The 24,885-nt window shown below is 71.8% G+C and carries 26 protein-coding genes; 11 read left to right on the top strand and 15 right to left on the bottom strand.

The features are described from left to right. Positions 1 to 1,281 (bottom strand): adenosylmethionine--8-amino-7-oxononanoate transaminase, encoded by a 1,281-nt coding sequence (locus ACWCQ1_RS29555; RefSeq protein ID WP_451027750.1) that lies wholly within the window; start codon positions 1,279 to 1,281, stop codon positions 1 to 3. Beyond that, entirely contained in the window at positions 1,274 to 2,461 is a 1,188-nt protein-coding gene (bioB, locus tag ACWCQ1_RS29550) for a biotin synthase BioB (protein ID WP_451027749.1), read from the bottom strand. The genes ACWCQ1_RS29555 and bioB overlap by 8 nt, the downstream gene beginning before the upstream one ends. A gap of 147 nt (positions 2,462 to 2,608) precedes the next feature. On the opposite strand from bioB, the gene ACWCQ1_RS29545 reads away from it, so the two are divergent. Continuing rightward, the gene (locus ACWCQ1_RS29545; RefSeq protein WP_451027748.1) at positions 2,609 to 3,736 is read left to right on the top strand and encodes an 8-amino-7-oxononanoate synthase; all 1,128 of its coding nucleotides are present in this window, start codon (positions 2,609 to 2,611) and stop codon (positions 3,734 to 3,736) included. A 62-nt stretch (positions 3,737 to 3,798) separates the two neighbouring features. Here ACWCQ1_RS29545 and ACWCQ1_RS29540 read toward each other — a convergent pair whose 3' ends face one another. Both ACWCQ1_RS29540 and ACWCQ1_RS29535 read right to left on the bottom strand, forming a co-directional pair. Next, entirely contained in the window at positions 3,799 to 4,026 is a 228-nt protein-coding gene (locus tag ACWCQ1_RS29540) for a DUF397 domain-containing protein (RefSeq protein WP_133047592.1), read from the bottom strand. Positions 4,027 to 4,036: 10 nt separating this feature from the next. Further along, entirely contained in the window at positions 4,037 to 4,897 is an 861-nt protein-coding gene (locus ACWCQ1_RS29535; RefSeq protein WP_451027747.1) for a helix-turn-helix domain-containing protein, read from the bottom strand. Positions 4,898 to 5,109: 212 nt separating this feature from the next. Between ACWCQ1_RS29535 and ACWCQ1_RS29530 the strand changes: the two genes are divergently transcribed. Next, on the top strand, positions 5,110 to 5,565 hold the full coding sequence (locus ACWCQ1_RS29530; RefSeq protein WP_451027746.1) for an ATP-binding protein: 456 nt from the start codon (positions 5,110 to 5,112) through the stop codon (positions 5,563 to 5,565). 48 nt (positions 5,566 to 5,613) lie between these two features. On the opposite strand, the gene ACWCQ1_RS29525 is transcribed toward ACWCQ1_RS29530, so the two are convergent. The 4 genes from ACWCQ1_RS29525 to ACWCQ1_RS29510 form a co-directional block, all read right to left on the bottom strand. After that, the gene (locus ACWCQ1_RS29525; RefSeq protein WP_451027745.1) at positions 5,614 to 6,162 is read right to left on the bottom strand and encodes a DUF6328 family protein; all 549 of its coding nucleotides are present in this window, start codon (positions 6,160 to 6,162) and stop codon (positions 5,614 to 5,616) included. 80 nt (positions 6,163 to 6,242) lie between these two features. After that, entirely contained in the window at positions 6,243 to 6,716 is a 474-nt protein-coding gene (locus tag ACWCQ1_RS29520) for a C40 family peptidase (RefSeq protein ID WP_133047596.1), read from the bottom strand. Positions 6,717 to 7,271: 555 nt separating this feature from the next. Then, on the bottom strand, positions 7,272 to 7,580 hold the full coding sequence (locus ACWCQ1_RS29515) for a hypothetical protein (RefSeq protein ID WP_358603787.1): 309 nt from the start codon (positions 7,578 to 7,580) through the stop codon (positions 7,272 to 7,274). A gap of 7 nt (positions 7,581 to 7,587) precedes the next feature. Beyond that, the gene (locus tag ACWCQ1_RS29510) at positions 7,588 to 8,223 is read right to left on the bottom strand and encodes an ATP-dependent Clp protease proteolytic subunit (protein WP_133047598.1); all 636 of its coding nucleotides are present in this window, start codon (positions 8,221 to 8,223) and stop codon (positions 7,588 to 7,590) included. Positions 8,224 to 8,309: 86 nt separating this feature from the next. Here ACWCQ1_RS29510 and ACWCQ1_RS29505 point away from each other — a divergent pair, with 86 nt between their 5' ends. Next, positions 8,310 to 8,588 (top strand): type II toxin-antitoxin system Phd/YefM family antitoxin, encoded by a 279-nt coding sequence (locus tag ACWCQ1_RS29505; protein ID WP_133047599.1) that lies wholly within the window; start codon positions 8,310 to 8,312, stop codon positions 8,586 to 8,588. A gap of 208 nt (positions 8,589 to 8,796) precedes the next feature. Here the strand turns inward: ACWCQ1_RS29505 and ACWCQ1_RS29500 are convergent, their stop codons facing one another. Further along, entirely contained in the window at positions 8,797 to 9,798 is a 1,002-nt protein-coding gene (locus tag ACWCQ1_RS29500; protein WP_451027744.1) for an ABC transporter permease, read from the bottom strand. A 113-nt stretch (positions 9,799 to 9,911) separates the two neighbouring features. On the opposite strand from ACWCQ1_RS29500, the gene ACWCQ1_RS29495 reads away from it, so the two are divergent. The 8 genes from ACWCQ1_RS29495 to ACWCQ1_RS29460 all read left to right on the top strand — a co-directional run bounded on the left by ACWCQ1_RS29495 (position 9,912) and on the right by ACWCQ1_RS29460 (position 16,909). Further along, positions 9,912 to 10,562 (top strand): TetR/AcrR family transcriptional regulator, encoded by a 651-nt coding sequence (locus ACWCQ1_RS29495; protein WP_358603796.1) that lies wholly within the window; start codon positions 9,912 to 9,914, stop codon positions 10,560 to 10,562. Between the two features lie 89 nt (positions 10,563 to 10,651). After that, the gene (locus tag ACWCQ1_RS29490) at positions 10,652 to 10,954 is read left to right on the top strand and encodes an urease subunit gamma (RefSeq protein ID WP_010355509.1); all 303 of its coding nucleotides are present in this window, start codon (positions 10,652 to 10,654) and stop codon (positions 10,952 to 10,954) included. A gap of 14 nt (positions 10,955 to 10,968) precedes the next feature. Continuing rightward, positions 10,969 to 11,280, top strand: coding sequence for an urease subunit beta (locus ACWCQ1_RS29485; RefSeq protein WP_133047602.1), 312 nt, complete (start codon positions 10,969 to 10,971; stop codon positions 11,278 to 11,280). Continuing rightward, a complete protein-coding gene (locus ACWCQ1_RS29480) occupies positions 11,273 to 12,994 on the top strand; it encodes an urease subunit alpha (RefSeq protein WP_133047603.1) in 1,722 nt (573 codons plus the stop codon). Before ACWCQ1_RS29485 ends, ACWCQ1_RS29480 begins: the two co-directional genes overlap by 8 nt. Next, the gene (locus tag ACWCQ1_RS29475) at positions 12,994 to 13,668 is read left to right on the top strand and encodes an urease accessory protein UreF (RefSeq protein ID WP_358603801.1); all 675 of its coding nucleotides are present in this window, start codon (positions 12,994 to 12,996) and stop codon (positions 13,666 to 13,668) included. The genes ACWCQ1_RS29480 and ACWCQ1_RS29475 overlap by 1 nt, the downstream gene beginning before the upstream one ends. Positions 13,669 to 13,746: 78 nt before the next feature. Further along, positions 13,747 to 14,424, top strand: a complete 678-nt coding sequence (gene ureG, locus ACWCQ1_RS29470; RefSeq protein ID WP_133047605.1) for an urease accessory protein UreG — start codon at positions 13,747 to 13,749, stop codon at positions 14,422 to 14,424. After that, complete coding sequence (locus tag ACWCQ1_RS29465) at positions 14,412 to 15,179, top strand: urease accessory protein UreD (protein WP_358603807.1); 768 nt, start codon at positions 14,412 to 14,414, stop codon at positions 15,177 to 15,179. Before ureG ends, ACWCQ1_RS29465 begins: the two co-directional genes overlap by 13 nt. Positions 15,180 to 15,310: 131 nt before the next feature. Beyond that, a complete protein-coding gene (locus ACWCQ1_RS29460; protein WP_358603810.1) occupies positions 15,311 to 16,909 on the top strand; it encodes an alpha/beta hydrolase in 1,599 nt (532 codons plus the stop codon). Between the two features lie 68 nt (positions 16,910 to 16,977). Here the strand turns inward: ACWCQ1_RS29460 and ACWCQ1_RS29455 are convergent, their stop codons facing one another. The 6 genes from ACWCQ1_RS29455 to ddaH all read right to left on the bottom strand — a co-directional run bounded on the left by ACWCQ1_RS29455 (position 16,978) and on the right by ddaH (position 24,760). Beyond that, positions 16,978 to 17,709, bottom strand: coding sequence for a lysophospholipid acyltransferase family protein (locus ACWCQ1_RS29455; RefSeq protein WP_133047608.1), 732 nt, complete (start codon positions 17,707 to 17,709; stop codon positions 16,978 to 16,980). Positions 17,710 to 17,720: 11 nt separating this feature from the next. Next, entirely contained in the window at positions 17,721 to 18,797 is a 1,077-nt protein-coding gene (locus tag ACWCQ1_RS29450) for an alpha/beta hydrolase (RefSeq protein WP_451027743.1), read from the bottom strand. Between the two features lie 84 nt (positions 18,798 to 18,881). Continuing rightward, positions 18,882 to 20,111, bottom strand: a complete 1,230-nt coding sequence (locus tag ACWCQ1_RS29445) for a PP2C family protein-serine/threonine phosphatase (RefSeq protein ID WP_133047610.1) — start codon at positions 20,109 to 20,111, stop codon at positions 18,882 to 18,884. A 33-nt stretch (positions 20,112 to 20,144) separates the two neighbouring features. Next, on the bottom strand, positions 20,145 to 22,607 hold the full coding sequence (locus ACWCQ1_RS29440) for a SpoIIE family protein phosphatase (protein WP_358603814.1): 2,463 nt from the start codon (positions 22,605 to 22,607) through the stop codon (positions 20,145 to 20,147). Positions 22,608 to 22,718: 111 nt separating this feature from the next. After that, on the bottom strand, positions 22,719 to 23,939 hold the full coding sequence (gene rocD / locus ACWCQ1_RS29435) for an ornithine--oxo-acid transaminase (RefSeq protein ID WP_133047612.1): 1,221 nt from the start codon (positions 23,937 to 23,939) through the stop codon (positions 22,719 to 22,721). Further along, on the bottom strand, positions 23,936 to 24,760 hold the full coding sequence (gene ddaH, locus ACWCQ1_RS29430; RefSeq protein ID WP_133047613.1) for a dimethylargininase: 825 nt from the start codon (positions 24,758 to 24,760) through the stop codon (positions 23,936 to 23,938). Before ddaH ends, rocD begins: the two co-directional genes overlap by 4 nt. Positions 24,761 to 24,885 lie beyond the last annotated feature (125 nt).

Raw genomic sequence — 24,885 nt, 5'->3', positions numbered from 1 at the left:
TCAGCCCTCCCGCGCCGCCGCGCACACCGCGCGCGCGATCCGTGCCACATCCGCGTCCCCGGTGACGTACGGCGGCATCGTGTAGACCAGGTCGCGGAAGGGCCGCAGCCACACGCCCTCGCGCACGGCCGCCTCCGTCGCGGCCTTCATGTCGACGGCGTGGTCCAGCTGCACGACCCCGATGGCGCCCAGGACCCGTACGTCCCGCACGCCCGGAAGCTCACGCGCCGGTTCCAGACCCTCCCGGAGCCCCGCCTCGATGCGCTTGACCTCCGCGAGCCAGTCCTGGCCGAGCAGCAGCCCGATCGAGGCGCAGGCGACGGAGGCGGCCAGCGGGTTGCCCATGAAGGTCGGCCCGTGGGCGAGCACCGGGACCTCGCCCCGCGAGATGCCGTCGGCGACCCTCGGGGTGCACAGGGTCGCCGCCATGGTCAGGTAGCCGCCGGTCAGCGCCTTGCCGACACACATCACGTCCGGCGTGACGGCCGCGTGCTCCGCCGCGAACAGGGCGCCCGTCCGCCCGAAACCGGTCGCGATCTCGTCGAAGACGAGCAGCACGTCGTGCGCGTCGCACGCCTCGCGCAGCACCCGCAGATAGGTGGGGGAGTGGAACCGCATCCCGCCCGCGCCCTGCACCACCGGCTCGACGATGACGGCGGCCAGCTCGTCGGCGTGCTCGGCGACGGAGGAGCGCAGCCGCTCGGCGTACGCCTCCTCGTACTCGGCCGGGGGCGGGTCGACGAACACCTGGCGCGGCAGCACCCCGGTCCACAGCTCGTGCATCCCGCCCTCGGGATCGCACACCGACATCGGCTGCCAGGTGTCGCCGTGGTAACCGCCGCGCCAGGTCAGCAGCCGCTGTTTCGCGGGCCGCCCGAGGGAACGCCAGTACTGCAGGCACATCTTGACCGCGACCTCGACCGACACCGAGCCGGAGTCGGCGAGGAAGACATGCTCCAGACCGTCAGGAGACATGTCGACAAGGAGCTTCGCGAGGCGTACGGCGGGCTCGTGGGTGAGCCCGCCGAACATCACATGGCTCATCCGGCCGAGCTGCTCGTGCGCGGCCTCGTTGAGCACCGGGTGGTTGTAGCCGTGGATCGCCGACCACCAGGACGACATGCCGTCGACCAGCTCGCCCGAGCCGTCCGCCATCCGCAGCCGCACCCCGCTCGCCGACTCCACGACGAGCGGTTCGGCCCGGCCGGGCATCGGCCCGTAGGGATGCCAGACGTGCCGCCGGTCCAGCTCCAGCAGCTCGGGGACGGGCAGGTCAGGCATTGGGCGCGAGGTCCGTTCCGGCACCGCGGCGGCGCACGGCGACCAGGTCGGTGCGGGGCTCCGCCGCGACCGCCGCCGTACCGCACACGCCGCCGGCCTCGTGCGAGCCGCACCCGGCGCCGTCGCGGGAGCCGCAGCCCGCGCTCTCGTGCGAGCCGCAGCCGCCGCCGGCCTTCACCCGGTGCTCCGGCAGGGTCACCTGGTCGGTGCCCTCCACCTCGAACCCGGCGTCGGCGATCATCTCCAGGTCGGCCTGGCCGGCCTGGCCCTCGGTGGTCAGGTAGTCGCCGAGGAAGATCGAGTTGGCCAGGTGCAGGGCGAGCGGCTGCTGGGTGCGCAGATGGACCTCGCGGCCGCCCGCGATGCGCACCTCGATGTCCGGGCAGACGAACCGCACCATCGCCAGGATGCGCAGACAGCGCTGCGGGGTGAGGTGCCACTCCTTGGCCAGCGGGGTGCCCTCGACCGGGATCAGGAAGTTGACCGGAACGGAGTCCGGGTCCAGCTCGCGCAGTGAGAACACGACGTCGACCAGGTCCTCGTCGCTCTCGCCCATGCCGGCGATCAGACCCGAGCAGGCCGACAGACCGGCCGCGTGCGCCTTGGTCACGGTGTCGACGCGGTCGGCGTAGGTGTGCGTGGTCGTGATGTCCCCGTACGTCGACTCCGACGTGTTGAGGTTGTGGTTGTAGGCGTCCGCGCCCGCCTCGCGCAGCCGCTCGGCCTGGCCGTCGGAGAGCAGACCCAGGCAGGCGCAGACCTCGACGCCCTCGTTCTGGTCCTTGATCGCCTTGATGGTGCCCGCCACCCGGTCGATGTCCCGGTCGGTCGGACCACGCCCGGACGCCACCAGGCACACCCGCTTGGCGCCGCCCGCCAGGCCGGCCGCAGCGGCCTTGGAGGCCTCGTCCGGCTTGAGCCAGGTGTACTTGAGGATGCCCGTGTCGGACCCGAGGCGCTGGGAGCAGTAGGAGCAGTCCTCGGGACACAAGCCGGACTTGAGGTTGACGAGGTAATTCAGTTTCACCCGCCGGCCGAACCAGTGCCGACGCACCTTTCCGGCCGCGGCTACCACGTCGAGCAGGTCGTCGTCGGAAGTGGCGAGGACGGCCAGAGCTTCCTCGCGGGTCGGCAGCTCGCGCCGAAGCCCCTTGTCCACCAGCGTGTTCAGCAGGTCCATGAGAGCCGATCCTGTCTTACCGACCCGTCCCGGGCCAAGGAGAGATTGAACAACAGCCGCACTTCGCCGTGTGTGGATTGCCACACCATGGGGTGCGGCCCGTGCGATTAGTGTCTGTCCATTGCCTACAAAATCCCCGGAGGAGCCATGGCGTTCGGCTGGATCGACGAGCAGGCGGAGCTGCGCCGCCGCGCCGGACTCGTACGGACCCTGCGGCCCCGGCCGGCCGACTCGCCGCTGCTGGACCTCGCCAGCAACGACTACCTGGGACTGGCCCATCACCCCGAGGTCGCAGAGGGGGCGGCCGCGGCGGCGCACACCTGGGGCGGCGGCTCGACCGGCTCCCGGCTCGTCACCGGCACCACGGAACTCCACACCGAGCTGGAGCGGGAGCTGGCCGGGTTCTGCGGGTTCGAGGCCGCGCTGGTCTTCTCCTCCGGCTACGCGGCCAATCTCGCCGCCGTCACCGCGCTGGCCCCGCACGGTTCGCTGATCGTCTCCGACGCGGGCAACCACGCCTCGCTGATCGACGGCTGCCGGCTGGCCCGGGGCGGCACCCAGGTGGTGCCGCACTCCGACCCGGAGGCGGTGCGCAAGGCGCTGCGGACGGGTGAGGGTCCCGCGGTCGTCGTGTCCGACACGGTGTTCTCCGTCGACGGGGACGCCGCCCCGCTGGCCGCGTACGCCGCCGCGTGCCGGGAGCGCGGTGCCGGTCTGGTGGTCGACGACGCCCATGGACTCGGCGTCCTGGGCGACGGCGGCCGGGGTGCCGCGCAGGCGGCGGGCCTGGCGGGCGCCGAGGACGTGGTGGTCACGGTCACGCTGTCCAAGTCGCTCGGCAGCCAGGGCGGAGCGGTCCTCGGCCCGGCCCGGGTCATCGATCATCTGGTCAACGCGGCCCGGACGTTCATCTTCGACACGGGCCTCGCCCCCGCGGCGGCGGGCGCGGCCCTTGCGGCGCTCAGGCTGCTGCGCCGTGAGCCGCAGCGGGCGGCACGGGCCCGTGAGGTGGCCGCCGAACTGCACGCACGGCTGACCGCCGCGGGCCATGAGGCGGTACGTCCCGACGCCGCGGTCGTCTCGGTGCGCGCGCCGTCCCCGGAGGGGGCCGTGCGGTGGGCGGCCGACTGCCGTACGGCAGGCCTCGCCGTGGGCTGTTTCCGTCCTCCTTCCGTGCCCGACGGCATCTCCCGGCTCAGGCTCACCGCCCGCGCGGACCTCTCCGAGGCGCAGGTGGAACACGCTGTACGGGTGATCGGGGAAACGCGACCATGAGTCGGCGTGACACGGCCGAGCCTCGTCCGATCAAAACCGATCAGAAACTGTTGAGTAGGTGATCAGGACCGGAACGCGGCGGTGAACTCCGCCCAGCTCTCGGGGGAGAAGAGCAGCGCGGGTCCGGCCGGGTCCTTGGAGTCGCGAACCGCGAGCAGCCCGGCCGCCGGGCCGGAGTGCGGCAGTGCCGTCTCTACGCAGTTGTTCGCTCCCGTGCTGTAGCTGCTGCGCAGCCATCGCACGCCGTGCAGATCGGTGCTGGTGGGAAGGGTCCGAGGCAGTGCGGTCATGGGTGCCTCCTTACGCGCCGTCATCCAGACCGGCGAGGTAATCCAGCGAGTCCTCGGGCGAAAGGGCGTGGATCCGAAGGGTGTTGAAGGCCTCCGTATAGGCCTGGAGGTCTTCTTTCCGTTCGAGGTAGAGGCTACTCGTCAAGTGGTCGAGAACAACCACATCCAGATCAGAAGTGCTCGAAAATGAGAAGATTACGAAAGGCCCGGTGATGCCCACATGGGCCCCGGCCGTGAACGGCAGTACCTGGAGCCGCACTTGGGGCAGCCGCGCCGACTCCATCAGCCGTTGCCGCTGGCGGGCCATGACGTCCGGGCCGCCGATCTCCCGGTGCAGCACCGCCTCGTCGAGGATCGCGCTCAGCTCCAGCGGCGGATCCGCCCTGAGCACGTCCTGTCGGGCCAGCCGCACCTCCACCAGCGCGTCCAGCCGTTCGTCGTCCAGACCGCCGACGGCGGCCCGGGTCACCGCCCGCGCGTACTCGGGCGTCTGCAACAGCCCCGGCACGACCGAGGTCTCCAGGGTGCGCATCGCGCTCGCCTGGGACTCCAGACTGATGAAGTCGCGGTAGGTCGGCGGGAGCACCCCCCGGTAGGCGTGCCACCAGTGATGCCGGCCCGCGCCCTCGTCTGACCCCGCCAACACCAGCAGTAACTCCCGCAGTTGGGAGTCTGCGACACCGTAGGCGTCCAGGAGTAACCGCACATCGGCCGGTTTCACGCCGCTGGACCCGGTCTCGATACGGCTCACCTTCGACTGGTGCCAGCCCACCAGCCGGGCCGCCTCACCGCTGGTGAGCCCCGCGCTCGTGCGCAACGCACGCAGTTCGGTGCCCAGTTTCCGGCGGCGCACCGCGGGACCGTGCAGCATGCGCTACTCCTTACTCCTTCCGGGCCACCCAAATACGGTCTCTCGTCGCAGAGTTCACCGCTTTGAGCGACAGATATATGCATATCTTGGTGGATCGGCACCGTGACCGGCGCAGTAATGGCAGTCTGGCGAAGAAGCACCAGTCCGGGACCGTACTCGAACCATCCGCTCCGTGTCGGACTCCGGTCCCGTGGGAAAGGGACGACGTCGTCATGGCAGACCATCTGGAAGCATCCGTCACTCTGCCGAGCGAGCCGGCCTCGGTCTCCGCGGCCCGCGGCTATGTCGTCACGACGCTGGTGGAGTGGGGGCTGGACGCCGACACGGAGATCGCCGACACCATCCGCCTGATCGTCTCCGAACTCGCCACCAACGCCGTACAGCACACCTTCGGTCAGTCCCCCACCTTCACGGTGGGCATCCGCCTCGACCGTGACGAACACCTGTGCATCGGGGTCACCGACAGCCATCCGCGCTTCCCCAAGCGGCTGCCGGCCGCCGTGCAGCAGGACAACGGCCGCGGCATGGTGATCATCCGCTGGCTGGCCGCCGAGTGCGGCGGCAGACTGCTGGTCCGGCCCACCAGGGAGGGCGGCAAGACGGTCTCCATCGAGCTCCCGTGGACCGTACCGGCGCAGCCCGTCACGGCGGGGCAGCAGGAGCCGTAGGAGCCCCGGCGGCGTCTCTGCGGCCGGTCTTTGCGGCCCCGGCTCTCTCTACAGCCGGTGAGCCAGCTCCCGGTCCTCCGCGTCCTCGGTCCCCGGCTCCACCGGCCGTGAGGCGGTCTGCGAGCGCGCGGCCCGACGCACCAGACGCGGCAGCAGCCCCCACAGCCCCACGCACACCAGCAGGGTCGCGGCCCCCGCCGCCAGCCCGCCGGTCAGGTCCGTGGTCACGTCCACCACCAGCAGCACCGATCCGGTGAACGCGAGGACGAGCACCCCCATGCCGACGGTCGCCAGTCGTGAGGAGACCTGCACGATCAGCGGCTTCGCGCCCTTCTGGAACAGCGAGCGGTGCAGCGCCGCCGGGGCGGTGAACAACGCGGCGGCGAGGACCGCCAGCAGCAGCGTGGTGACGTACGTGGCGCGCTGGAAGGCGTCGAGGGAGGTGAAGCGCTGGGTGAAGGCCAGGCTGAGCAGGAAGGCGAAGAGGATCTGCACACCGGTCTGGGTGACGCGCAGCTCCTGCAGCAGCTCGACGAAATTGCGGTCGGCGCGCTCCAGCGGGGTCTCGTTGCGTGCGGACGGATGGTGGTGGTCCATGGGGTACGGGTAACCATTCCGGCCCCCGTCAGGCCCGCGGGGCGGCGGCGGGTCAGGTCCGCCGCCGCCCCGCGGGAGAGTCAGCTGACCCGGCCGTACCAGACGCTCTTGGTCCAGATCTTCTGCAGCCTCACCACGTCCCCGGTCTTGGGGGCGTGCCAGATCTTCCCCTTCCCGGCGTAGATGCCCACGTGGTAGACGTTCGACCCCGAGTGGAAGAACACGAGGTCTCCGGCCTTGCGGCTCTTCGCGGAGATGTGGTGGGTCTTGTTGTACTGCTGGGCCGCCGTACGGGGCAGCTTCTTGCCCGCCGCCTTGTACGAGTACAGCGTGAGGCCCGAGCAGTCGAAGCGGCGAGGTCCGGTGGCGCCCCACTTGTACGGGGAACCCTTTTTGGACGCCGCTACCTGAAGCGCCTTCGTCGCCGGCGTCGCGGCCGCGGCGTCGGATGCGACGCCCGGGATCACGACGGAGCCGCCCACGGCGGCCAGGGTGAGAGCCGAGGCCGTACCGGCCCGGACCATCAGCGACGGGACACGATTGAGCGCAGTCATGCGCAACCCTTCGTCAGCCGCCTGTGAAGGATGACCTGTCGGATTCGGGCTGGCGAAGTTGCCCGGCCGCTGACGCGGCTTCACCCCAAGGGCTGCTCGGGCTCGGTCATGGCGTGACCGTCCCGGCGACCCGTCGTGCTTGGGTCCTCCACTCCTGCCGATCCACTTCCTGTCGACCGGTCATCCGGGCGGCGGCAGGACTCGGCGTCCGCCCGGACCGCCCCGCCGCTGTGGCGGGGGCTTGTCGTCAGACAGGGATCTTGACTCACGGATGTCCGAAAATCCCAATGGAATCGGGGGTTTGTGTTGTTACTCACCACTCACCCGTTCGGGTGGACACCCCTGTGTTCGAGGCGGTGTAGACGACCCCGAGGAGGCTCGGACCAGGCATGGAATGTCCCATTCCGCCCTGAGGCTACGCGCGTTGCGCAACTTGAAGGGTCGCGAAAAAGGACCTGTGTCTACTCCAAAGGGGGGTACGTCATTTGGTCCGTTTCAACGCCGGTCCGGACGGCTCCGCGACCCGGCCGGGGCGTCCGCACCTCCGGACGCACCTCAACTGGCTGGGTCCGGCGGCACGGTGACCCGGGCGGTGCGCCGCTCCCCGTCCAGCACCCGAAGCGCCCGCCCCAGTGTCTCGGCGTGCAGCTCCGTCTCACCGCGCTGGTGCATCAGGGCGAGCGCGTCGCGCAGTTCGGCCGCCTTGGCCACCAGCGCCTGGGCGGCACGCAGTCCGCGGTAGGTGTCCCCGTGGTGCGCCGGGTTGATCCGGCCCAGCAGGTCGACGACGTCGAGATAACGGTCGATCAGCTCGCCCTCGGCGCGGGTGAGCGCGGGCAGCGGAGGGAGTTCGGGTGGCAGCACCGGCCGCTCACCTCCCGCTGGGCGGCGCGAGGGTGTCCTTGCGGCTGGGGATGATCCGGTCCACCAGCCCGTACGCCAGGGCGCCCTGCGCGTCGAGGATCTTGTCCCGCTCGATGTCCGCGCTCACCTGCTCCGGGCTGCGCCCGGTGTGCCGCACCAGCATCTCCTCCAGCCGGGCCCGCGTCCGGGTCAACTCCGCTGCCTGGATGGCCAGATCGCTGGCCTGACCCTGTACCGGTTCGTAGAGCGCCGGCTGGTGGAGCACCACCCGGGCGCCCGGCAGCGCGGCGCGCTTGCCCGGGGTGCCGGCCGCCAGCAGCACGGCGGCGGACGAACCGGCCTGGCCCAGGCAGACCGTCTCCACGTCGCAGCCGACGTACTGGATCGTGTCGTAGATCGCCGACATCGCCGTGAACGAGCCGCCCGGGGAGTTGATGTACAGCGCGATGTCCCGGTCCGGGTCCTGGTACTCGAGGTGCATGAACTGCGCCATCACGTCGTTCGCCGAGGTGTCGTCGATCTGCGTCCCGAGAAAGACGATCCGCTCCTCCAGCAGCTTCGAGTACGGATCCATCGTCCGGTGCCCGGAGCTCGTGCGTTCGGTGAACTCGGGCAGGACGTAGCGGGCGGACGGTCGGGTCATGGCATACCCCTTCTCGCGGCAGAGCGATCTCTCGCTGAGCTGTCTGTAAAAAATGTACAGGATGTACGTGACGTTATGATGGGGGTATGGCCTACGAGATTCCGGTGACGCAAGCCAGGGCTGAACTCGCCGACCTGATCAACCGGGTGGTGTACGGCGGCGAGCGCGTCGTCGTGACACGGCACGGCAAACCCCTCGTCGCCCTGGTCTCCGCCGCCGACCTGGAGCGGCTCGACGCGCTCGACCAGCCCGCCGACGAGCAGGTGATCAGCGCGGTCTCCTCGGTGCGCGAGGTGACGTCCGCTCCCCGCGAACAACAGCGCTTCGGCATCGCCGCGCACCACCGGGGGCCGGGCGCCTCCTAGGTCGTTGCGAAAGTCCCGCCGTCCACCCGGAGGGCGGGCGGCGGCGTCATGCGGGGTCCCCGCGCTCGGTCGCCGAGTGTGGAGAGCGTGCCGGGCGTCGCGGGCCGGCCTCGTCACCACCCTGTCCGGTCAGGACACCTGGGGTACGCGAAAGACCGTGCGCCCCGTCCGCTACGGCGGGGCGCACGGCCGGTTCCGGGGCGCGCGGTCAGCCCACCGGGGCGAGTTCCCGCCCGGTGGCGGCCTCGGTGGCGGGGGTGCGCCTCTTGAGCCCGCTGCCGAGCAGGACCGCACCCAGGCCCAGCGCGGCCCACCAGGTCAGCGTCAGCGCGGGTCCGGCCGCCGCGGCGCCGTCGAAGTACGACACCGAGCGCAGCAGGGTCGCGCTGGCGCCCGGAGGCAGCCACTGGCCGATCGTGCCCACCGGCTCGGGCAGCAGCCGCGGCGCCGAGGCCGCGCCGGAGAACGGGTTGCCGAGCAGCATCACCACCCCCGCGCCCAGTGCGATGCCGGCCTGACCGAGCAGCGCCGAGAGTCCCGCGACCGCGGCGCTCACGGCCAGCGTCGCGAGACCCAGCACACCGGCCTCCGCCCACCAGTCCCCGGTCAGCACCCCGAGCCAGCTGTGCGCGATGCCGGCCGCCACCGCGCCCACCAGGGCGGCGGCACCGACCAGCGCGGCCACGGCACGGACGCCGCGCAGGCCCAGCAGGCTCACCACCGCGCCGGCCGCGATCCCGGCCAGGGCGAGCGGCAGCACGCTGGAGTTCAGGACCGCGCCACGCGGGTCCTTCGCCGGGGTGGGAACCACGTCCACGGTCCGGATCGGGGTGTCGGCCGGTGCCTGCCGGGCCACCGCCTGCTGCAGCAGCTGCGCGACCACCGGGCTCGCGGCCGAGGCGGTCAGCAGCTCCGGGCCGCGGGGGGTGACGGCGACCGCTCCGTATACGGTCCGGTCCTCCACGGCTCGGCGGGCGGCGGCTTCGTCGGCGTAGTGGTGGATCTCGAACGCCCCCGTGTGCCGCGTCAGTTGCTGCTCGACCTGGGCCGTGGCCGCGGCCGGTCCGGCCACTCCGAGCGGCAGGTCGCGGGGCGCGGTGCGGGCGGCCGGCCAGGCGAAGGCCCACAGGGCGAGGGCGGCGAGGACCGGGACGAGCACGACGACCGCGATCAGGCGGCGGGCAGGGGGCCTGGTGCGGGTGGCGGACATGGGGCACCTTTCGGAGGTCTGCAAAAAGAAGGATCGTTCGTTTTAAGTTCCCCACCACCGTCTCTCTGTCGCCTCCGCTTGTCAAGAAGGAATGTTCGTTTTACTTTGTGAGCATGGCCCGCGTATCCCAGGAACACCTCGACGCCCGCCGCCGCCAGATCCTCGACGGCGCGGCGCGCTGCTTCGCGCGCAACGGCTTCCACGCCACGTCCATGCAGGACGTGCTGAAGGAGGTCGACCTGTCCGCCGGGGCCGTGTACCGCTACTTCAGCGGCAAGGAGGAGCTGATCGCCGCGATCGTGCGCGAGGTGCTCGCCGAGGTGCGCGGGGGCTTCGAGGAGGCCACCCGCAGCAGCCCGCCCCCGCCGCCCGACCTCCTCGTGACGTCGGTCCTCAGTCGCGTCCTGGCCGCCAAGGAGGACCTGACCGTGGACGGCCGGCCCGCGCTCCCGGGACTGGTCATCCAGGTGTGGGCGGAGACATTGCGCAACGACGACCTGGCGGCCGTGCTGCGCGAGGGCTACAGCGCCGTCCAGGAAACCTGGTCCCGGATCGTCGCCGCCTACCAGGAGGCCGGGATCATGCCGCCGGACGTGTCCCCCGACCACGTGGCCCGCACGATGATGGCCACCGCGATGGGCTTCATCGCCCAGCAGGCCCTGTTCGGTCCTGCGCCCGCCGAGATCCTGGGGGACGGTCTACGGGCGTTGACGAGTGTGCGGGACCACAGCGCGGTTAACGTGCCTGAAACGCGGTCCAACTAGCCTGCCGATCCACGCCACCAGGGACTTTGCCCCGTGGCTGCGGCGACCGGGCCCCGCACGGGCCCGGAGCGAGGACTGTGAGGTGGGACGTGCAACTGACCCCGCACGAGCAAGAGAGGCTGCTCATCCACGTGGCGGCCGACGTGGCCGAGAAGCGCCGGGCGCGCGGGCTGAAGCTCAACCACCCCGAGGCGGTCGCCCTCATCACGTCACACATCCTCGAAGGCGCCCGCGACGGCCGCACCGTCGCCGAACTCATGGCCTCCGGACGCAAACTCCTCACCCGGGACGACGTCATGGAGGGCATACCCGAGATGATCCACGACGTCCAGGTCGAGGCCACCTTCCCGGACGGCACCAAGCTCGTCACCGTCCACGACCCGATCGTCTGAGGGGGAGGGCCGCCGTGATTCCCGGAGAGATCCTCTTCGCCGAGGACCCGATCGTCTACAACGAGGGCCGCGAGGTCACCCGTCTGACCGTCCTCAACGCCGCCGACCGCCCCGTCCAGGTCGGCTCCCACTACCACTTCGCCGAGGCCAACCCCGGCCTGGAGTTCGACCGCGCCGCCGCGCACGGCAGGCGTCTGAACATCGCCGCCGGTACGGCCGTGCGCTTCGAACCCGGCATCCCCGTGGACGTCGAACTCGTCCCGATCAGCGGCGCCCGGATCGTTCCCGGCCTGCGCGGGCAGACCGGAGGTGCCCTCGATGCCTGAGATCTCCCGTGCCGCGTACGCCGACCTGTTCGGCCCCACCACCGGCGACCGCATCCGGCTCGCCGACACCGATCTGGTCGTCGAGATCGAGGAGGATCGTTCCGGCGGTCCCGGACTCGCCGGTGACGAGGCCGTGTTCGGCGGTGGCAAGGTCATCCGCGAGTCCATGGGCCAGTCCCGCGCCACGCGCGCGGAGGGCACACCGGACACCGTCATCACCGGCGCGGTGATCGTCGACCACTGGGGCATCGTCAAGGCCGACGTCGGCATCCGCGACGGCCGGATCACCGGGATCGGCAAGGCCGGCAACCCCGACACCATGGACGGGGTCCACCCGGACCTGGTCATCGGCCCGGAGACCGAGGTCATCGCGGGCAACGGGCGGATCCTGACGGCGGGCGCGGTCGACGCGCACGTCCACTTCATCTGCCCGCAGATCGCCGACGAGGCGCTGTCCGCCGGCATCACGACCCTGGTGGGCGGCGGCACGGGCCCGGCCGAGGGCTCGAAGGCGACGACGGTCACGCCCGGACCGTGGCATCTGGCGCGCATGCTGGAGGCGATGGAGCAGTACCCGCTCAACATCGGCTTCCTCGGCAAGGGCAACACCGTCTCGCACGAGGCGATGCTGTCGCAGATCCGGGGCGGCGCGCTGGGCCTGAAGCTGCACGAGGACTGGGGGTCGACCCCGGCCGTCATCGACGCCTCGCTGACGGTGGCGGACCGCACCGGCATCCAGGTCGCCATCCACACCGACACCCTCAACGAGGCCGGTTTCGTCGGCGACACGCTCGCCGCGATCAACGGCCGCGGCATTCACGCCTATCACACCGAGGGCGCGGGCGGCGGCCACGCGCCGGACATCATGACCGTGGTCTCCGAGCCGCACGTACTGCCGAGTTCGACGAACCCGACCCGCCCCTACACCGTCAACACCGCCGAGGAACACCTCGACATGCTGATGGTGTGCCACCACCTCAACCCGGCGGTCCCGGAGGACCTGGCCTTCGCCGAGTCGCGGATCCGGCCCTCGACCATCGGCGCCGAGGACATCCTGCACGACCTGGGCGCCATCTCGATCATCTCCTCCGACTCCCAGGCCATGGGCCGGGTCGGCGAGGTCGTCCTGCGCACCTGGCAGACGGCGCACGTGATGAAGCGGCGGCGGGGCGCGCTGCCCGGCGACGGACGGGCGGACAACCACCGGGTACGCCGCTATGTCGCCAAGTACACGATCAACCCCGCGCTCGCCCAGGGACTGGCCCGGGAGATCGGCTCCGTGGAGAGCGGGAAGCTCGCCGACCTGGTGCTGTGGGAGCCCGCGTTCTTCGGGGTCAAGCCGCATCTCGTGCTCAAGGGCGGACAGATCGCGTACGCGCAGATGGGCGACGCCAACGCGTCCATCCCGACCCCTCAGCCGATCCTGCCCCGGCCGATGTACGGCGCGATCGGGCGGGCCCCCGCCGCCAACTCCTTCAACTTCGTGGCGCCGTTGGCGATCGAGGACGGGCTGCCGGAGCGGCTGCAGCTCGGCAAGCGGTTCGTCGCCATCGAGTCGACGCGCGGGGTGACCAAGGCGGACATGCGGGAGAACGACGCGCGGCCGCGGGTGCGGGTCGATCCCGACAGCTTCGCGGTGCACATCGACGGCGAGCTCGTCGAGGCGACTCCGGCCGCCGAACTGCCCATGGCCCAGCGTTACTTCCTCTTCTGATGTCCCGGGCCGCACTACTGGTTCTGGCCGACGGGCGGTTCCCCGCCGGAGGGCACGCGCACTCCGGCGGGGCGGAGGCGGCCGTGAAGGCGGGGCGCGTCACCGGCGCCGCCGGCCTGGAGGACTTCTGCCGGGGGCGCCTGCACACGGCGGGGCTGGTCGCCGCCTCCCTGGCCGCCGCCGCCGTACTCGGCGTGGCCCCGGGCGAGTTGGACGCGGCCGCGGACGCGCGGACGCCTTCCCCCGCCCTGCGCCTCGCCGCGCGCAGACTCGGCCGGCAGCTGATGCGCGCCGCCCGGGCGACCTGGCCCTCGGACGAACTCGACGCCGTCGCACGGCGGTTCCCGAAGGGCGCCCATCAGCCCGTGGTGCTGGGGCTCGCCGCTCGGGCGGCCGGACTGGAGCCCGTCGACGCCGCCTACTGCGCGGCCTACGAGAGCGTGAGCGGGCCGGCGAGCGCGACGGTGCGGTTGCTGAGCCTGGACCCCTTCGACGCGACCGGAGTCCTCGCCCGACTGGCGCCCGAACTCGACCTGGTCGTCGACCGGGCGGCGGAGGCCGCTCGGCGGGTGGCCGACGACGGGGTCGACGCGCTGCCCGCGAGCTCGGCGCCCCTGCTGGAAGTCGGCGCCGAGACGCACGCGGCCTGGGCCGTGCGCCTGTTCGCGTCGTAACCGCCGAGTTCGCCTCGCGGCACGCGTTCGTCCCCATACCCCACGTTTTCACCGGATATCCCCCCTGGAGCCGTACCCATGCACCTCGACCACTCCCACGACGGCCCCTCCGCCGTCAGCGCCGACGCCCGCCGGCCCGACGGATCGCGCCGTGCCCTGCGGATCGGGCTCGGCGGGCCCGTCGGATCCGGGAAGACCGCCACCGTGGCCGCCCTCTGCCGCGCGCTGCGCGAGGAGCTGTCCCTCGCCGTCGTCACCAACGACATCTACACCCGCGAGGACGCCGAGTTCCTGCTCCGGGAGGCCGTGTTGCCGCCCGAGCGGATCAGCGCCGTGGAGACGGGCGCCTGCCCGCACACCGCCATCCGGGACGACATCTCCGCCAACCTGGAGGCCGTCGAGGACCTCGAGGACGAGGTGGGTCCGCTCGATCTCATCCTGGTCGAGTCCGGTGGGGACAACCTCACCGCGACCTTCTCCAAGGGGCTCGTGGACGCGCAGATCTTCGTGATCGACGTCGCGGGCGGCGACGACATCCCCCGCAAGGGCGGGCCGGGTGTCACCACCGCCGACCTGCTCGTCGTCAACAAGACCGATCTCGCGCCGTACGTGGGCTCCGATCTGGAGCGGATGGCCGCGGACGCCAAGGCGCAGCGGGCCGAACTGCCGGTGGTGTTCCAGTCGTTGAGAAGCGAGGCGGGCGTCGGGGACGTCGCCGCCTGGGTGCGGGGGCAGCTCGCCGCGTGGGCGGCGTGAGCGTGAGCGGGGTACGGGCCACCGCGCGGATCGTCGCGCGGGCGGACGGCAGGGGCGGTACGTCGTTGCCGGTGCTGGAGGGGGAGGGGCCGCTGGCGTTGCGACGGACCCGGGGCAGCGGCAGCGAGGCGCGCGTCATGCTCGTCGGGGCGATGAGCGGGCCGCTCGGGGGAGACCACTTCACCGTGGAGGCGGACGTCGAGGAGGGCGCGCGGCTTCGCGTCGGGTCGGCCGCGGCCACCATCGCCCTGCCGGGGCAGGCGAAGGGCGAGGCGCGGTACGACGCGCGGCTCAGGGTGGCCGACGGGGCCGAAGTCCAGTGGCTGCCCGAGCAGTTGATCTCCGCGGGCGGGAGCGATCTGCGGGTCTCGACACGCGTCGAGGTCGGGGCCGGGGGGCGGCTGGTGCTGCGGGAGGAGCAGGTGCTCGGGCGGGCGGGGGAGGAACCCGGGCGGTTGAGCAGCCGTCTCACTGTGCGCGTCGGGGGGCGGGTGGTACTCGACCAGGAACTCGCCTGCGGACCCGGGGCGCCGGGAGGATGGGACGGTCCGGCCGTGCTGGGCGGGCACCGGGCCGTGGGGCAACTGGTCGTCGTACGGCCGGAGTTCGAGGCGCGGCCGGTACCGGCGCGGGTGCTGGGGGAGGGGGCCGTCGTGGCACCGCTCGCCGGGCCCGCCGTACTGGTGAGTGCCGTGGCCAGGGACGCGCTGCGGTTGCGGCGGGTGCTGGACGAGGCGCTGGGCCTGGTGGCCTGAGTATCCGCTCAGCGGGACACCCATCCCCGGTTATCGGAATGGTAAAGAAGGTCAACGACCCCTGTTCCCAGGCAGCTCACAGCCGCGAGGATCCCCCTGTCAATCGAATAGATGTAGGGGGAGGACCTCACTTGAGGGTTTTCAGACCGAACAGGCGGACGACGGTGCTCGGTTCGGCCGGGGCGCTCGTCACGGCGACGCTCATAGCCGGCGCTGTCGTGGCGCCCACCGCGAGCGCCAGCGCACAGCACAGCCAGGACCGGGAGGCCAAGGGCGCCGCCATCGCCGCCGCGCGGGCCGCCAAGGCCGGCATCGACTGGCAGGACTGCCCCGCCGACTGGGGCTTCGTCAAGCCCATCCAGTGCGGCTGGGTCAGCGTCCCGCTCGACTACGCGCACCCGTACGGCAAGCAGCTCAAGCTCGCGGTCGACCGCATCGGCAACACGGGGACCCAGGAGGAGCGCCAGGGCGCCCTCGTCTACAACCCGGGCGGTCCCGGCGGCTCCGGCATGCGCTTCCCGACTCGCGTCACCAACAAGAACCCGGTGTGGGCCAACGTGGCCAAGGCCTACGACTTCGTGGGCTTCGACCCGCGCGGCGTCGGCCACTCCGCGCCCATCTCCTGCGAGGACCCGCAGGAGTTCGTCAAGGCGCCCAAGGCCGACCCGGTGCCGGACAGCGAGGCCGACAAGCTGGCCCAGCGCAAGCTGGCCGCCGAGTACGCCAAGGGCTGCGCCGAGCGCTCCGGCAAGGCGGTGCTCGCGCAGATGACCACGCCGAACACCGTGCGCGACCTGGACGTCATCCGCGCCGCGCTCGGCGAGAAGAAGCTCAACTACCTGGGCGTCTCCTACGGCACGTACATCGGCGCCGTCTACGGCACGCTCTTCCCGGGTCACGTGCGCCGCATGGTCGTGGACAGCGTCGTCAACCCCTCGCGCGAGAAGATCTGGTACCAGGCCAACCTGGACCAGGACGTCGCCTTCGAGGGCCGCTGGAAGGACTGGGAGGACTGGGTCGCCGCCAACGACGCCGCCTTCCACCTCGGCACCACCCGTGCCGCGGTCCAGGCGAAGTGGCTTGAGCTGCGCGCCACCGCCAAGAAGAACCCGATCGGCGGGGTCGTCGGCCCGGCCGAGCTGATCTCCTTCTTCCAGAGCGCCCCGTACTACGACTCCTCGTGGGTGCCGGTCGCGACGGTGTTCAGCAAGTACTTCGCCGGTGACACCCAGGCGCTCGTCGACGCGGCCGCCCCGGACATGTCCGACACCGCGGGCAACATCACCTCGGAGAACGGCAACGCCGTCTACACGGCCGTCGAGTGCACCGACGCCAAGTGGCCCACGAGCTGGAAGAAGTGGGACCGCGACAACACCGCGCTCGACAAGAACTACCCGTTCATGACCTGGGCCAACGCCTGGATGAACCTGCCGTGCGCCACCTGGCCGGTCAAGCAGCAGACCCCGGTGAACGTGAAGACCCACAAGGGTCTGCCGCAGGTCATGATCGTGCAGTCCACGCGTGACGCCGCCACCCCCTACGACGGCGCCGTCGAACTGCACCAGCGGTTCAAGGGCTCCCGCCTGATCACCGAGAAGGACGCGGGCTCGCACGGTGTGACCGGCCTGGTCAACCCGTGCATCAACCAGCGGGTGGACGCCTACCTGCTGAGCGGCAAGCTGGACGCCGCGGACGTCACGTGCACCCCGCACGCGACGCCCAAGCCGTAACCGGCAGCTGTACGACGTGAGGGGCGGCCGGAGCACTCCGGCCGCCCCTCACCCGTGCTCGACGCGTCTCACGCCAGCGGCATGCGCGGGAACCGGCGCTCCTTGTCCGCGGCCCCGTCGGCCTCGGCCTGCTGCGCCTTGGCGACGGCAGCGTACTCGTCGACGTACTCCTGCTCGGAGAGCGTCAGGATCGCGTACATGATCTCGTCGGTGATGGCCCGCAGGATCGCCTTCTCGTTCTCCATGCCGGCGTAGCGGGAGAAGTCCAGGGGCTTGCCGAAGCGGATGACGACGGGGTGGAGGTTGGGGATGACCTTGCCCGGCGGCTGGGCCTCGAAGGTGCCGATCATCGCGCAGGGGATCACCGGCACCTGGGCCTTCAGAGCCATCACCGCGACCCCCACCTTGCCCTTGTAGAGGCGGCCGTCGTGCGAGCGGGTGCCCTCCGGGTAGATGCCGAGCAGCTCACCCTTGCGCAGCACCCCCAGGCCCTCGCGGATGGCCGCCTGGCCCGCCTCCTTGCCGGTGCGGTCGACCGGGATCTGGCCGGCGCTGCGGAAGAAGGCCGCCGTCAGCCGGCCCTTGATGCCGGGGCCGGTGAAGTACTCCTTCTTCGCCAGGAAGGTGATGCGGCGCTTGAGCATGGCCGGCATCAGGAAGTGGTCCGAGAAGGACAGGTGGTTGCCGGCGACGATGGCCGGGCCCGAGTCCGGGACGTGTTCGAGTCCTTCTATGCGAGGCCGGAAGACCAGTCTCAGCAGAGGTCCCAGCAACACGTATTTGAGCACGTAGTAGAACAAGGGGTCGCTCCTCACTCCGGCGGATCGCCTCGGCCGCCGAGTTCTGGCAGGTCAACCGGCGTGTTGTGGGGTTGCCAGTGTAGAGGAGCGGGGGGCTGTAGGGGCAGGCCGTGGAGGACGTCCGTGACGCGTGCGGGATCTTCGGGACCGAGGTGGCCGGAATCGGGGAAATCGTGCACGGTGAAACGGTTGTGCGGGGTGAGCGCGTCGGCCTCCGCGATCATGCGGTCCTGCAGGGCCGTCGCCACCGTCCTGTCCTTGCCGAAGCGCAGGTAGGTGCGCGGAATCCGTCCCCAGGCGCGCGCGCGTCCCACCGCCCGGTCGCCGTACGCCGTCATCGACTCGTCGGTCTGCATGCCGTCGAGCACCCGCAGAAACCCGGCGTCCGAGTAATTGGCGCAGATCATCTCCTTGAACACGGCGAGCTCCCGGCGGTCCGCGGTACGCCAGTTGAGGCGCAGCACGCCCAACGTCCCCGGATCGCCCGCCAGTCGGAGCGGGCTGATGGCCTGCTGTCCCTCGGGCGAGGACGCGCAGTCGTCGAGGGAGGGCATGCTGCGGCTCGGGCAGAAGGCGGCCATGTAGCAGATACGGGCGAGGAGTTCGAGCACGGCGTCGGCGACGCGGCTCACCGAGAGCCCGCCCATGCTGTGTCCGACGAGCACCACGGGCCCGCCGAGCCGTGCGGCCCGCCGCACCGCATGGGTCACCCGGCGTTCGAAGTCGTCCAGCGAGAGCGCGGCGACCGGCGAGGGTTCCGTCGCCAGCGCCCGCAGGTCCTGGGTCTGGTAGGCCTTCGGGATGAACTTCTCGGTGCCGTGCAGCGGTTGGTCGACCGCGACGACCCGGTGACCGCGCAGCGCCAGTTCCCGGCCGATCGCGGTCCAGAAGGCGCCGGCACTGTGCGTTCCGTGGACCAGGACGTACGTCCGCCCGGCCGCCCGGCCGGCCGCCCGGGCCGTGCCGCCGCCCAGGCCCGTCGCGAGGGCTCCGCCCCCGGCCACCGCCGCGAGCCCCCGAAGCGCGCGCCGGCGGGACGGTGAACTGCTGTGCGGGGCCGGTGTGTTGAGGTTCTCGTTGGCTGTCATGGCTACGACGCTACGAACGCCCGTGCCGCCCCACCATCGCCCTGTCCGCCCGGTCGGGGGTGTACATGGCGACACCATCGCCCCTCACAGCCGCACGATGACCAGAGCGGTGTCGTCGGTCGCGCCCCCCGGCGGCAGCAGCTCCAGCAGCACCGAGTCCGCGAGGCGTTCCGGGTCCTCCTCGCGGTGCTTGCGCAGGGAGTCGGCGAGGCGGGCCAGGCCGGTGTCGATGTCCTCGCGTCTGCGTTCGACGAGGCCGTCGGTGTACAGGACGAGGGTGGCGCCGTGGTCGTAGGTCGTGTGGGCCTCCGGCCGGGGGAACGGGTCGGGGCGGGCGTCCAGCGGCGGGTCGGTCGCCTGGTCGAGGAACTCCACGCGGCCGTCGGCGTGGACGAGCACCGGCGGCGGATGGCCCGCGCTGCTGTAGGTGATCGTGTGGGCGTCGAAGTCGATGAACGTCGTGACGACGGTCGCGGATTCGGCGCCGTCGACCACGTGCGCGTACCGGCCCAGGACGTTGAGGGCCTCGCCGGGCCCGACGGCCACCCGGGACGCCGCGCTCAGCGCGCTGCGCAGCTGGCCCATGACCCCGGCGGCCGCGAGTCCGTGTCCGACCACGTCGCCCACCGCGACACCGACGCGGTTGCCGCCCACGAGATCGACGAGGTCGTACCAGTCCCCGCACACGTTCAGCGCGCCTACCGCGGGCCGGTAGCGCACGGCGGCGGAGTGGTGGCCGACCTGCCGGTGGGCGGGCAGCATCGCCTCCTGCAGGGCGAGGGCGACCTCGCGCTCACGGGCGTGGGCCTGGCGCAGCCGCTCGTTGAGCTCCTGCAGTTCGCGGGCGCGGGTGTACAGCTCGGCCTCCAGGACGCGGGCCCTGGTGCCACTGGGGCCGCCGCGGGCCTTGATCAGCTCGGTGACCTCCTCGACCCGGTGCACCAGCAGCACCGCCTTGCCGTCGGGGCCGAGCACCGGCGCGTTGACCGGGCTCCAGTAGCGCTCCTCCCACTGCCCGGACCGGTCGGGATCCTCGACGTCGTAGCGCTGGAGCGCCATGGTGTCCCGTTCGCACGTGTCGAGCACGCGCTGCAGCGAGGCGGCCAGGTTGCGCATGCCGGTCGCGCCCTCGTCGTTGGGGTTGTCCGGGAAGACGTCGAACAGATAGCGGCCGACGACCTGCGCACGGTTGCGCCCGCAATTGCGCAGGAACTCCTCGTTGGCGTCGGCGTAGACCAGGTCGGGCGTCAGCAGCGCCACCATCCCCGGCAGGCACTGGAACACCGCCGCGTAGTCGATCTCGGCCTGGTTCATGGCGTCCGCCTCACTGCCGGGTTTGAGCTATTTTCACACGTCCGGTGATGCTTGCGTCAGCGACTGCTCGGCCCAGATGACCTTCCCCTCGGGCACGAAGCGGGTGCCCCAGCGCTGGGAGAACTGGGAGACCAGCAGCAGTCCCCGGCCGCCCTCGTCGGTGGTGCGCGGATGACGCAGATGCGGAGCCGTGGCCCCGCCGTCGGAGACCTCGCAGATCAGGGCGCGTTCGCGGATCAGCCGCAGCCGGATCGGTCCCTCCGCGTGCCGGATGGCGTTGGTGACCAGCTCGCTCACGACGAGTTCCGTGGTGAAGACCAGGTCGTCCAGGCCCCACTCGGCCAGCTGCCGGGCGGCCTCCTTGCGGGCGGTGGCCACGATCGCCGGGTCGCCGGGCAGGTCCCAGTCGGCGACCTGGTCGGCGCCCAGCAGGCGGGTGTGCGCCATCAGCAGGGCCACGTCGTCGTGCGGCCGGACGGGGACCAGCGCGTCGACCACGGCCCGGCAGGTCAGGTCGAGCGAGGCGGCGCGCCGGGCGAGCGCCAGACGCAGCCGGTCACGGTCGGGATCCACCGCCCAGTCGCGCTCCTCACGGGCCAGCAGCCCGTCGGTGTGCAGGGCTAGGACGCTGCCCTCGGCCAGCGCCAGCTCGACGGCCTCGAAGGGCGGGCCGCCCGCGCCGAGCGGCGACCCCTGCGGCAGGTCCACGAACGTGACCGAGCCGTCGGGCAGCACGACGGCGGGCGCGGGATGGCCCGCCGCGGCCATGGTGCACTGTCCGTCGACGGGGTCGTAGACGACGTACACGCACCCGGCGCCCACGGCCTGGAGGCCGGCCGCCTCCGGCTCGTCCCCCTCCTCCCGGGCGGTGCTCGCCACCAGGTCGTCGAGGTGTGCGAGGACCTCCTCCGGCGGCAGGTCCAGCGCCGCCAGGGTCCGTACGGCGGTCCGCAGCCGTCCCATCGCGGCGGCGGCGTCGATGCCGTGGCCCGGCACCTCGCCCACGACCAGGGCGACCCGGGCGCCGGAGAGCTGGATGAGGTCGTACCAGTCGCCGCCGAGCCCGGTCAGTTCGTCGGCCGGGCGGTAGCAGGCGGCCACCTCCACCGCGTCCTGCTCGGGCAGCCGGTGCGGCAGCAGGCTGCGCTGGAGGACCAGCGCCGCGTCCCGCTCCCGGGTGTAGCGGCGGGCGTTGTCCACGCAGACGGCCGCCCGCGACACCAGGTCCTCGGCCAGGCTCAGGTCGTCCTCGTCGAACGGCTCCTGCCGGCCCCGGCGGAAGAAGCTGGTGACGCCGAGGGTGACGCCCCGAGCCCGGACCGGCACGATCATCACGCTGTGCAGCCCCAGGTCGAGGAAGGTGGCCGCGCGGTCGCCCGGGATGTCGGTGGCCCACTCCTTGGCCAGCGGGTCCAGCCGCTCCTCGCGCCAGGAGACACCCGTGGCCAGTGAGCGGACCGGCGGCGAACCGGCGAGGTAGGTGGCGACCTCCCCGATCGCGACGACGGCCTCGGGAACGCCCGGGTTCACCGACTGCTGGCCGGCCCTGCGCAACGGCACCCGCTGCTGGTCGCCGAGCGGCCCCGGAGCGCGTTCCGCGCCGCGCAGCACCCACTCCAGCAGATCCACGGCGACGAAGTCGGCGAGCTCCGGCACGGCCACGTCGGCCAGCTCCTGGGCGGTCCGGGTGATGTCCAGGGTGCGGCCGATGTGCTCGCCGGCCCGGTCCAGCAGGGCGAGCCGCTGCCGGGCGCGGTGTTTGTCGGTGATGTCGACGACGGTGTAGTACACGCCCATCGGATGGCCGCCGTCGTCCTCGAGACGGGTGAACGACATCATGTGCGCCGTCTCCCGGTGCGGCGCCGAGCGCAGCTGGCCGACGTGCTCGTATCCGACCACCGGCCGGCCGGTCTCCAGCACGCGCCGCATCTGGGCCTCGATGGCCTCGGAGTCGATGCCCGGCTGGATCTCCGCCAGCCGCCGCCCCAGCCGGTCGCGGGCCGAACCGCCGCCGAACTGCTCCAGTGCCGCGTTCGACCAGACGCAGCGCAGGTTCACGTCGACGATCGCTATGCCGACGGGGGAGCCGGTCACCATCTGCTCCAGGACCGTACGGCTCATGTCCCAGCCGCGCGCCCCGGCGGCCACGTCGGAGAGCAGGACCAGCCAGCGGGCCGCGCCGCCGGGTTCCACCGCGGGGGTGATGCGCACCATGACCCGGACCGCCCGGCCGCCCTTGCGCCGGACCGTCAGCAGCCCGGCCCACCCGCCGTCCCTGCGGCACCGCTCGGCCAGCTCGGGCATCCGCTCGGCGTCCTCCGCAGCCAGCAGACCGCCGACCCCGGTGCCCACCACCTCGGCGGCCGAGTACGCCAGCAGCCGCTGGGCGTCCCGGGTCCAGCTGCGCACCACGCCGTCCGCGTCGATCAGCAGGGGCGCGGCATCGGCCACGTCGAACCGCTGACCGGCGACGTCCTGTTCCTCGTGAGTGCCCACGGCCGACCTCTCTGTCGCTGAGAGTGGTCTACCACCTCTTGACCCAATCTTCACCCTTCGGGCATCAGGGACGCGCTAAGGGTGGGGGCGGCCGGACCACCCCCACCGGGGTCAGGAACCCAGCACCCTCTCCAGGGCGCCGAGCGCGCCCGTCAGCTCCTCCGCCGTGATCGTCAGCGGCGGCGCCAGCCGGATCGTCGAGCCGTGGGTGTCCTTGACCAGGATCCCCTCGCGCTGAAGGCGTTCGCTGATCTCGCGGCCGGTGCCGATGGCCGGGTCGATGTCGACGCCCGCCCACAGGCCCCGGGCACGGAACCCGGTGACGCCCTTGCCGACGAGCCCGGCCAGCCCGCCGCGCAGGACCACGCCCAGCTCGGCCGCCCGACGCTGGAACTCGCCGGTCTCCAGCAGCTCGACCACGGCCGTGCCGACCGCCGCCGCGAGCGGGTTGCCGCCGAACGTCGAGCCGTGTTCGCCGGGCCGCAGCACACCGAGCACGTCCCGGCGGGCGACCACCGCGGACACCGGCACGATGCCGCCGCCCAGCGCCTTGCCCAGCAGCAGCACGTCCGGCACGACCGACTCGTGCTCCACGGCGAGGGTGCGGCCGGTACGGCCGAGGCCCGACTGGATCTCGTCCGCGACGAACAGGCAGCCCTTGCGCCGGGTCAGCTCGCGCACGCCGGTGAGGTAGCCGTCGTCCGGGATGACCACGCCCGCCTCGCCCTGGATGGGCTCGATGAGCACGGCGGCCGTCGTCTCGTCGACCGCCGCCTCCAGCGCGGCCAGGTCGTTGTACGGCACGATCCGGAAGCCGGGTGTGAAGGGGCCGAAGCCCGCCCGTGCCGACTCGTCCGTGGAGAAGCTGACGATCGTCGTCGTACGGCCGTGGAAGTTCTCCGCGGCCACCACGATCGTCGCCCGGTCGGCGGGGACGCCCTTGACCTCGTACGCCCACTTGCGGGCCACCTTGATGCCGGACTCGACCGCCTCGGCGCCGGTGTTCATCGGCAGGACCATGTCCAGGCCGGTCAACTCGGCCAGCCGCTCGGCGAATTCGGCCAGCTTGTCGTTGTGGAAGGCGCGGGAGGTGAGAGTCAGACGGTCCAGCTGGCGGTGCGCGGCCTCGATCAACGCCGGGTGGCGGTGGCCGAAGTTGAGGGCCGAGTAGCCGGCCAGCATGTCCAGGTAGCGGCGGCCCTCGACGTCCTCGACCCAGGTGCCCTCGGCACGGGCGACGACCACGGGCAGCGGGTGGTAGTTGTGCGCCAGGACCGGTTCCTCGGCGCGGATCAGGTCGGCGGACGAACGCGTGGTCACGGGAGCGGTCATGAACGGATCTCCTGGGTGCAGCACTTGATGCCGCCGCCTGCCTTGCGGAACTCGGACAGGTCGACGGGCACGGGGACGTAGCCGCGGTCTTCGAGGGATGCGGCGAGGGACTCGGCCTGGGGCGCGATGAAGACGTTCCTGCCGTCGGAGACGGAGTTGAGGCCGAAGTGCAGCGCGTCGTCGAGGGTGGCGAGCACCGCGTTCGGGTACAGCCGCGCCAGCACCTCGCGGCTGCCCGGGGAGAACGCCTCCGGGTAGTACGCCACGTTGTTGCCCTCGGCGGAGTCGTCCAGGACGAACAGCGCCGTGTCCAGGTGGTAGAAGCGCGGGTCCACCAGGGTCAGGCTGATCACCGGGTGGCCGAAGAACTCCTGCACCTCGCGGTGCGCCTCGCGGGTCGTACGGAAGCCGGTGCCGGCCAGCATGTACCGGCCCGTCCACACCAGGTCGCCCTCGCCCTCGCAGACGGACTCGGGGCGGTGGACGGCGAAGCCGGCCGCCTTGAACCAGGTGTCGTAGTACGTGGACTCCGGGCGCCGCTGGGGCGCGTGGAAGAGGGAGCCGAAGACGCGGCCGTCCACGACGACCGCCGAGTTCGCGGCGAAGACCATGTCCGGCAGGCCGGGGGCCGGCTCCACGGAGTCGACGGTGTGGCCGTGGGTCCGGTAGGCGCTGATCAGCGCCTGCCACTGGGCCCGGGCCAGGTCCACGTCGACGCGGACATCGGGTTGCATCCAGGGGTTGATCGCGTACTGCACGGCGAAGTGTCTGGGTTCGCAGACGAGGTACCGCCGCCGGCGCGGCACACGGGAGTCGGACACAGAGGGGTTCCTCCGCTTCCTGGGGTGTCGACTGAGGGTTGACACCAAGGTAGGAAGTGACGGAGAGGGGCGACAAGCAGCGAGAATTGCGTGTCCGCGCAGGAATGCTGCGTCTTCGACCGGTA

It is taken from the genome of Streptomyces sp. NPDC002144 (assembly GCF_053593695.1).
Note: the sequence above shows the minus strand (reverse complement) of the source record. Positions and strands in the feature narration are given on the sequence as shown.

Bases quoted from the DNA above. Each gene is read 5' to 3' on its own strand.
- ACWCQ1_RS29555 (WP_451027750.1), bottom strand. From the start codon at position 1,281: ATGCCTGACCTGCCCGTCCCCGAGCTGCTGGAGCTGGACCGGCGGCAC.
- ACWCQ1_RS29500 (WP_451027744.1), bottom strand. From the start codon at position 9,798: ATGTCCGCCACCCGCACCAGGCCCCCTGCCCGCCGCCTGATCGCGGTC.
- ACWCQ1_RS29535 (WP_451027747.1), bottom strand. From the start codon at position 4,897: ATGCTGCACGGTCCCGCGGTGCGCCGCCGGAAACTGGGCACCGAACTG.
- ACWCQ1_RS29495 (WP_358603796.1), top strand. From the start codon at position 9,912: ATGGCCCGCGTATCCCAGGAACACCTCGACGCCCGCCGCCGCCAGATC.
- ACWCQ1_RS29445 (WP_133047610.1), bottom strand. From the start codon at position 20,111: ATGAACCAGGCCGAGATCGACTACGCGGCGGTGTTCCAGTGCCTGCCG.
- ACWCQ1_RS29525 (WP_451027745.1), bottom strand. From the start codon at position 6,162: ATGGACCACCACCATCCGTCCGCACGCAACGAGACCCCGCTGGAGCGC.
- ACWCQ1_RS29450 (WP_451027743.1), bottom strand. From the start codon at position 18,797: ATGACAGCCAACGAGAACCTCAACACACCGGCCCCGCACAGCAGTTCA.
- ACWCQ1_RS29480 (WP_133047603.1), top strand. From the start codon at position 11,273: ATGCCTGAGATCTCCCGTGCCGCGTACGCCGACCTGTTCGGCCCCACC.
- ureG (WP_133047605.1), top strand. From the start codon at position 13,747: ATGCACCTCGACCACTCCCACGACGGCCCCTCCGCCGTCAGCGCCGAC.
- ACWCQ1_RS29475 (WP_358603801.1), top strand. From the start codon at position 12,994: ATGTCCCGGGCCGCACTACTGGTTCTGGCCGACGGGCGGTTCCCCGCC.
- rocD (WP_133047612.1), bottom strand. From the start codon at position 23,939: ATGACCGCTCCCGTGACCACGCGTTCGTCCGCCGACCTGATCCGCGCC.
- ACWCQ1_RS29545 (WP_451027748.1), top strand. From the start codon at position 2,609: ATGGCGTTCGGCTGGATCGACGAGCAGGCGGAGCTGCGCCGCCGCGCC.
- ACWCQ1_RS29530 (WP_451027746.1), top strand. From the start codon at position 5,110: ATGGCAGACCATCTGGAAGCATCCGTCACTCTGCCGAGCGAGCCGGCC.
- ACWCQ1_RS29540 (WP_133047592.1), bottom strand. From the start codon at position 4,026: ATGACCGCACTGCCTCGGACCCTTCCCACCAGCACCGATCTGCACGGC.
- ACWCQ1_RS29520 (WP_133047596.1), bottom strand. From the start codon at position 6,716: ATGACTGCGCTCAATCGTGTCCCGTCGCTGATGGTCCGGGCCGGTACG.
- ACWCQ1_RS29505 (WP_133047599.1), top strand. From the start codon at position 8,310: ATGGCCTACGAGATTCCGGTGACGCAAGCCAGGGCTGAACTCGCCGAC.
- bioB (WP_451027749.1), bottom strand. From the start codon at position 2,461: ATGGACCTGCTGAACACGCTGGTGGACAAGGGGCTTCGGCGCGAGCTG.
- ACWCQ1_RS29510 (WP_133047598.1), bottom strand. From the start codon at position 8,223: ATGACCCGACCGTCCGCCCGCTACGTCCTGCCCGAGTTCACCGAACGC.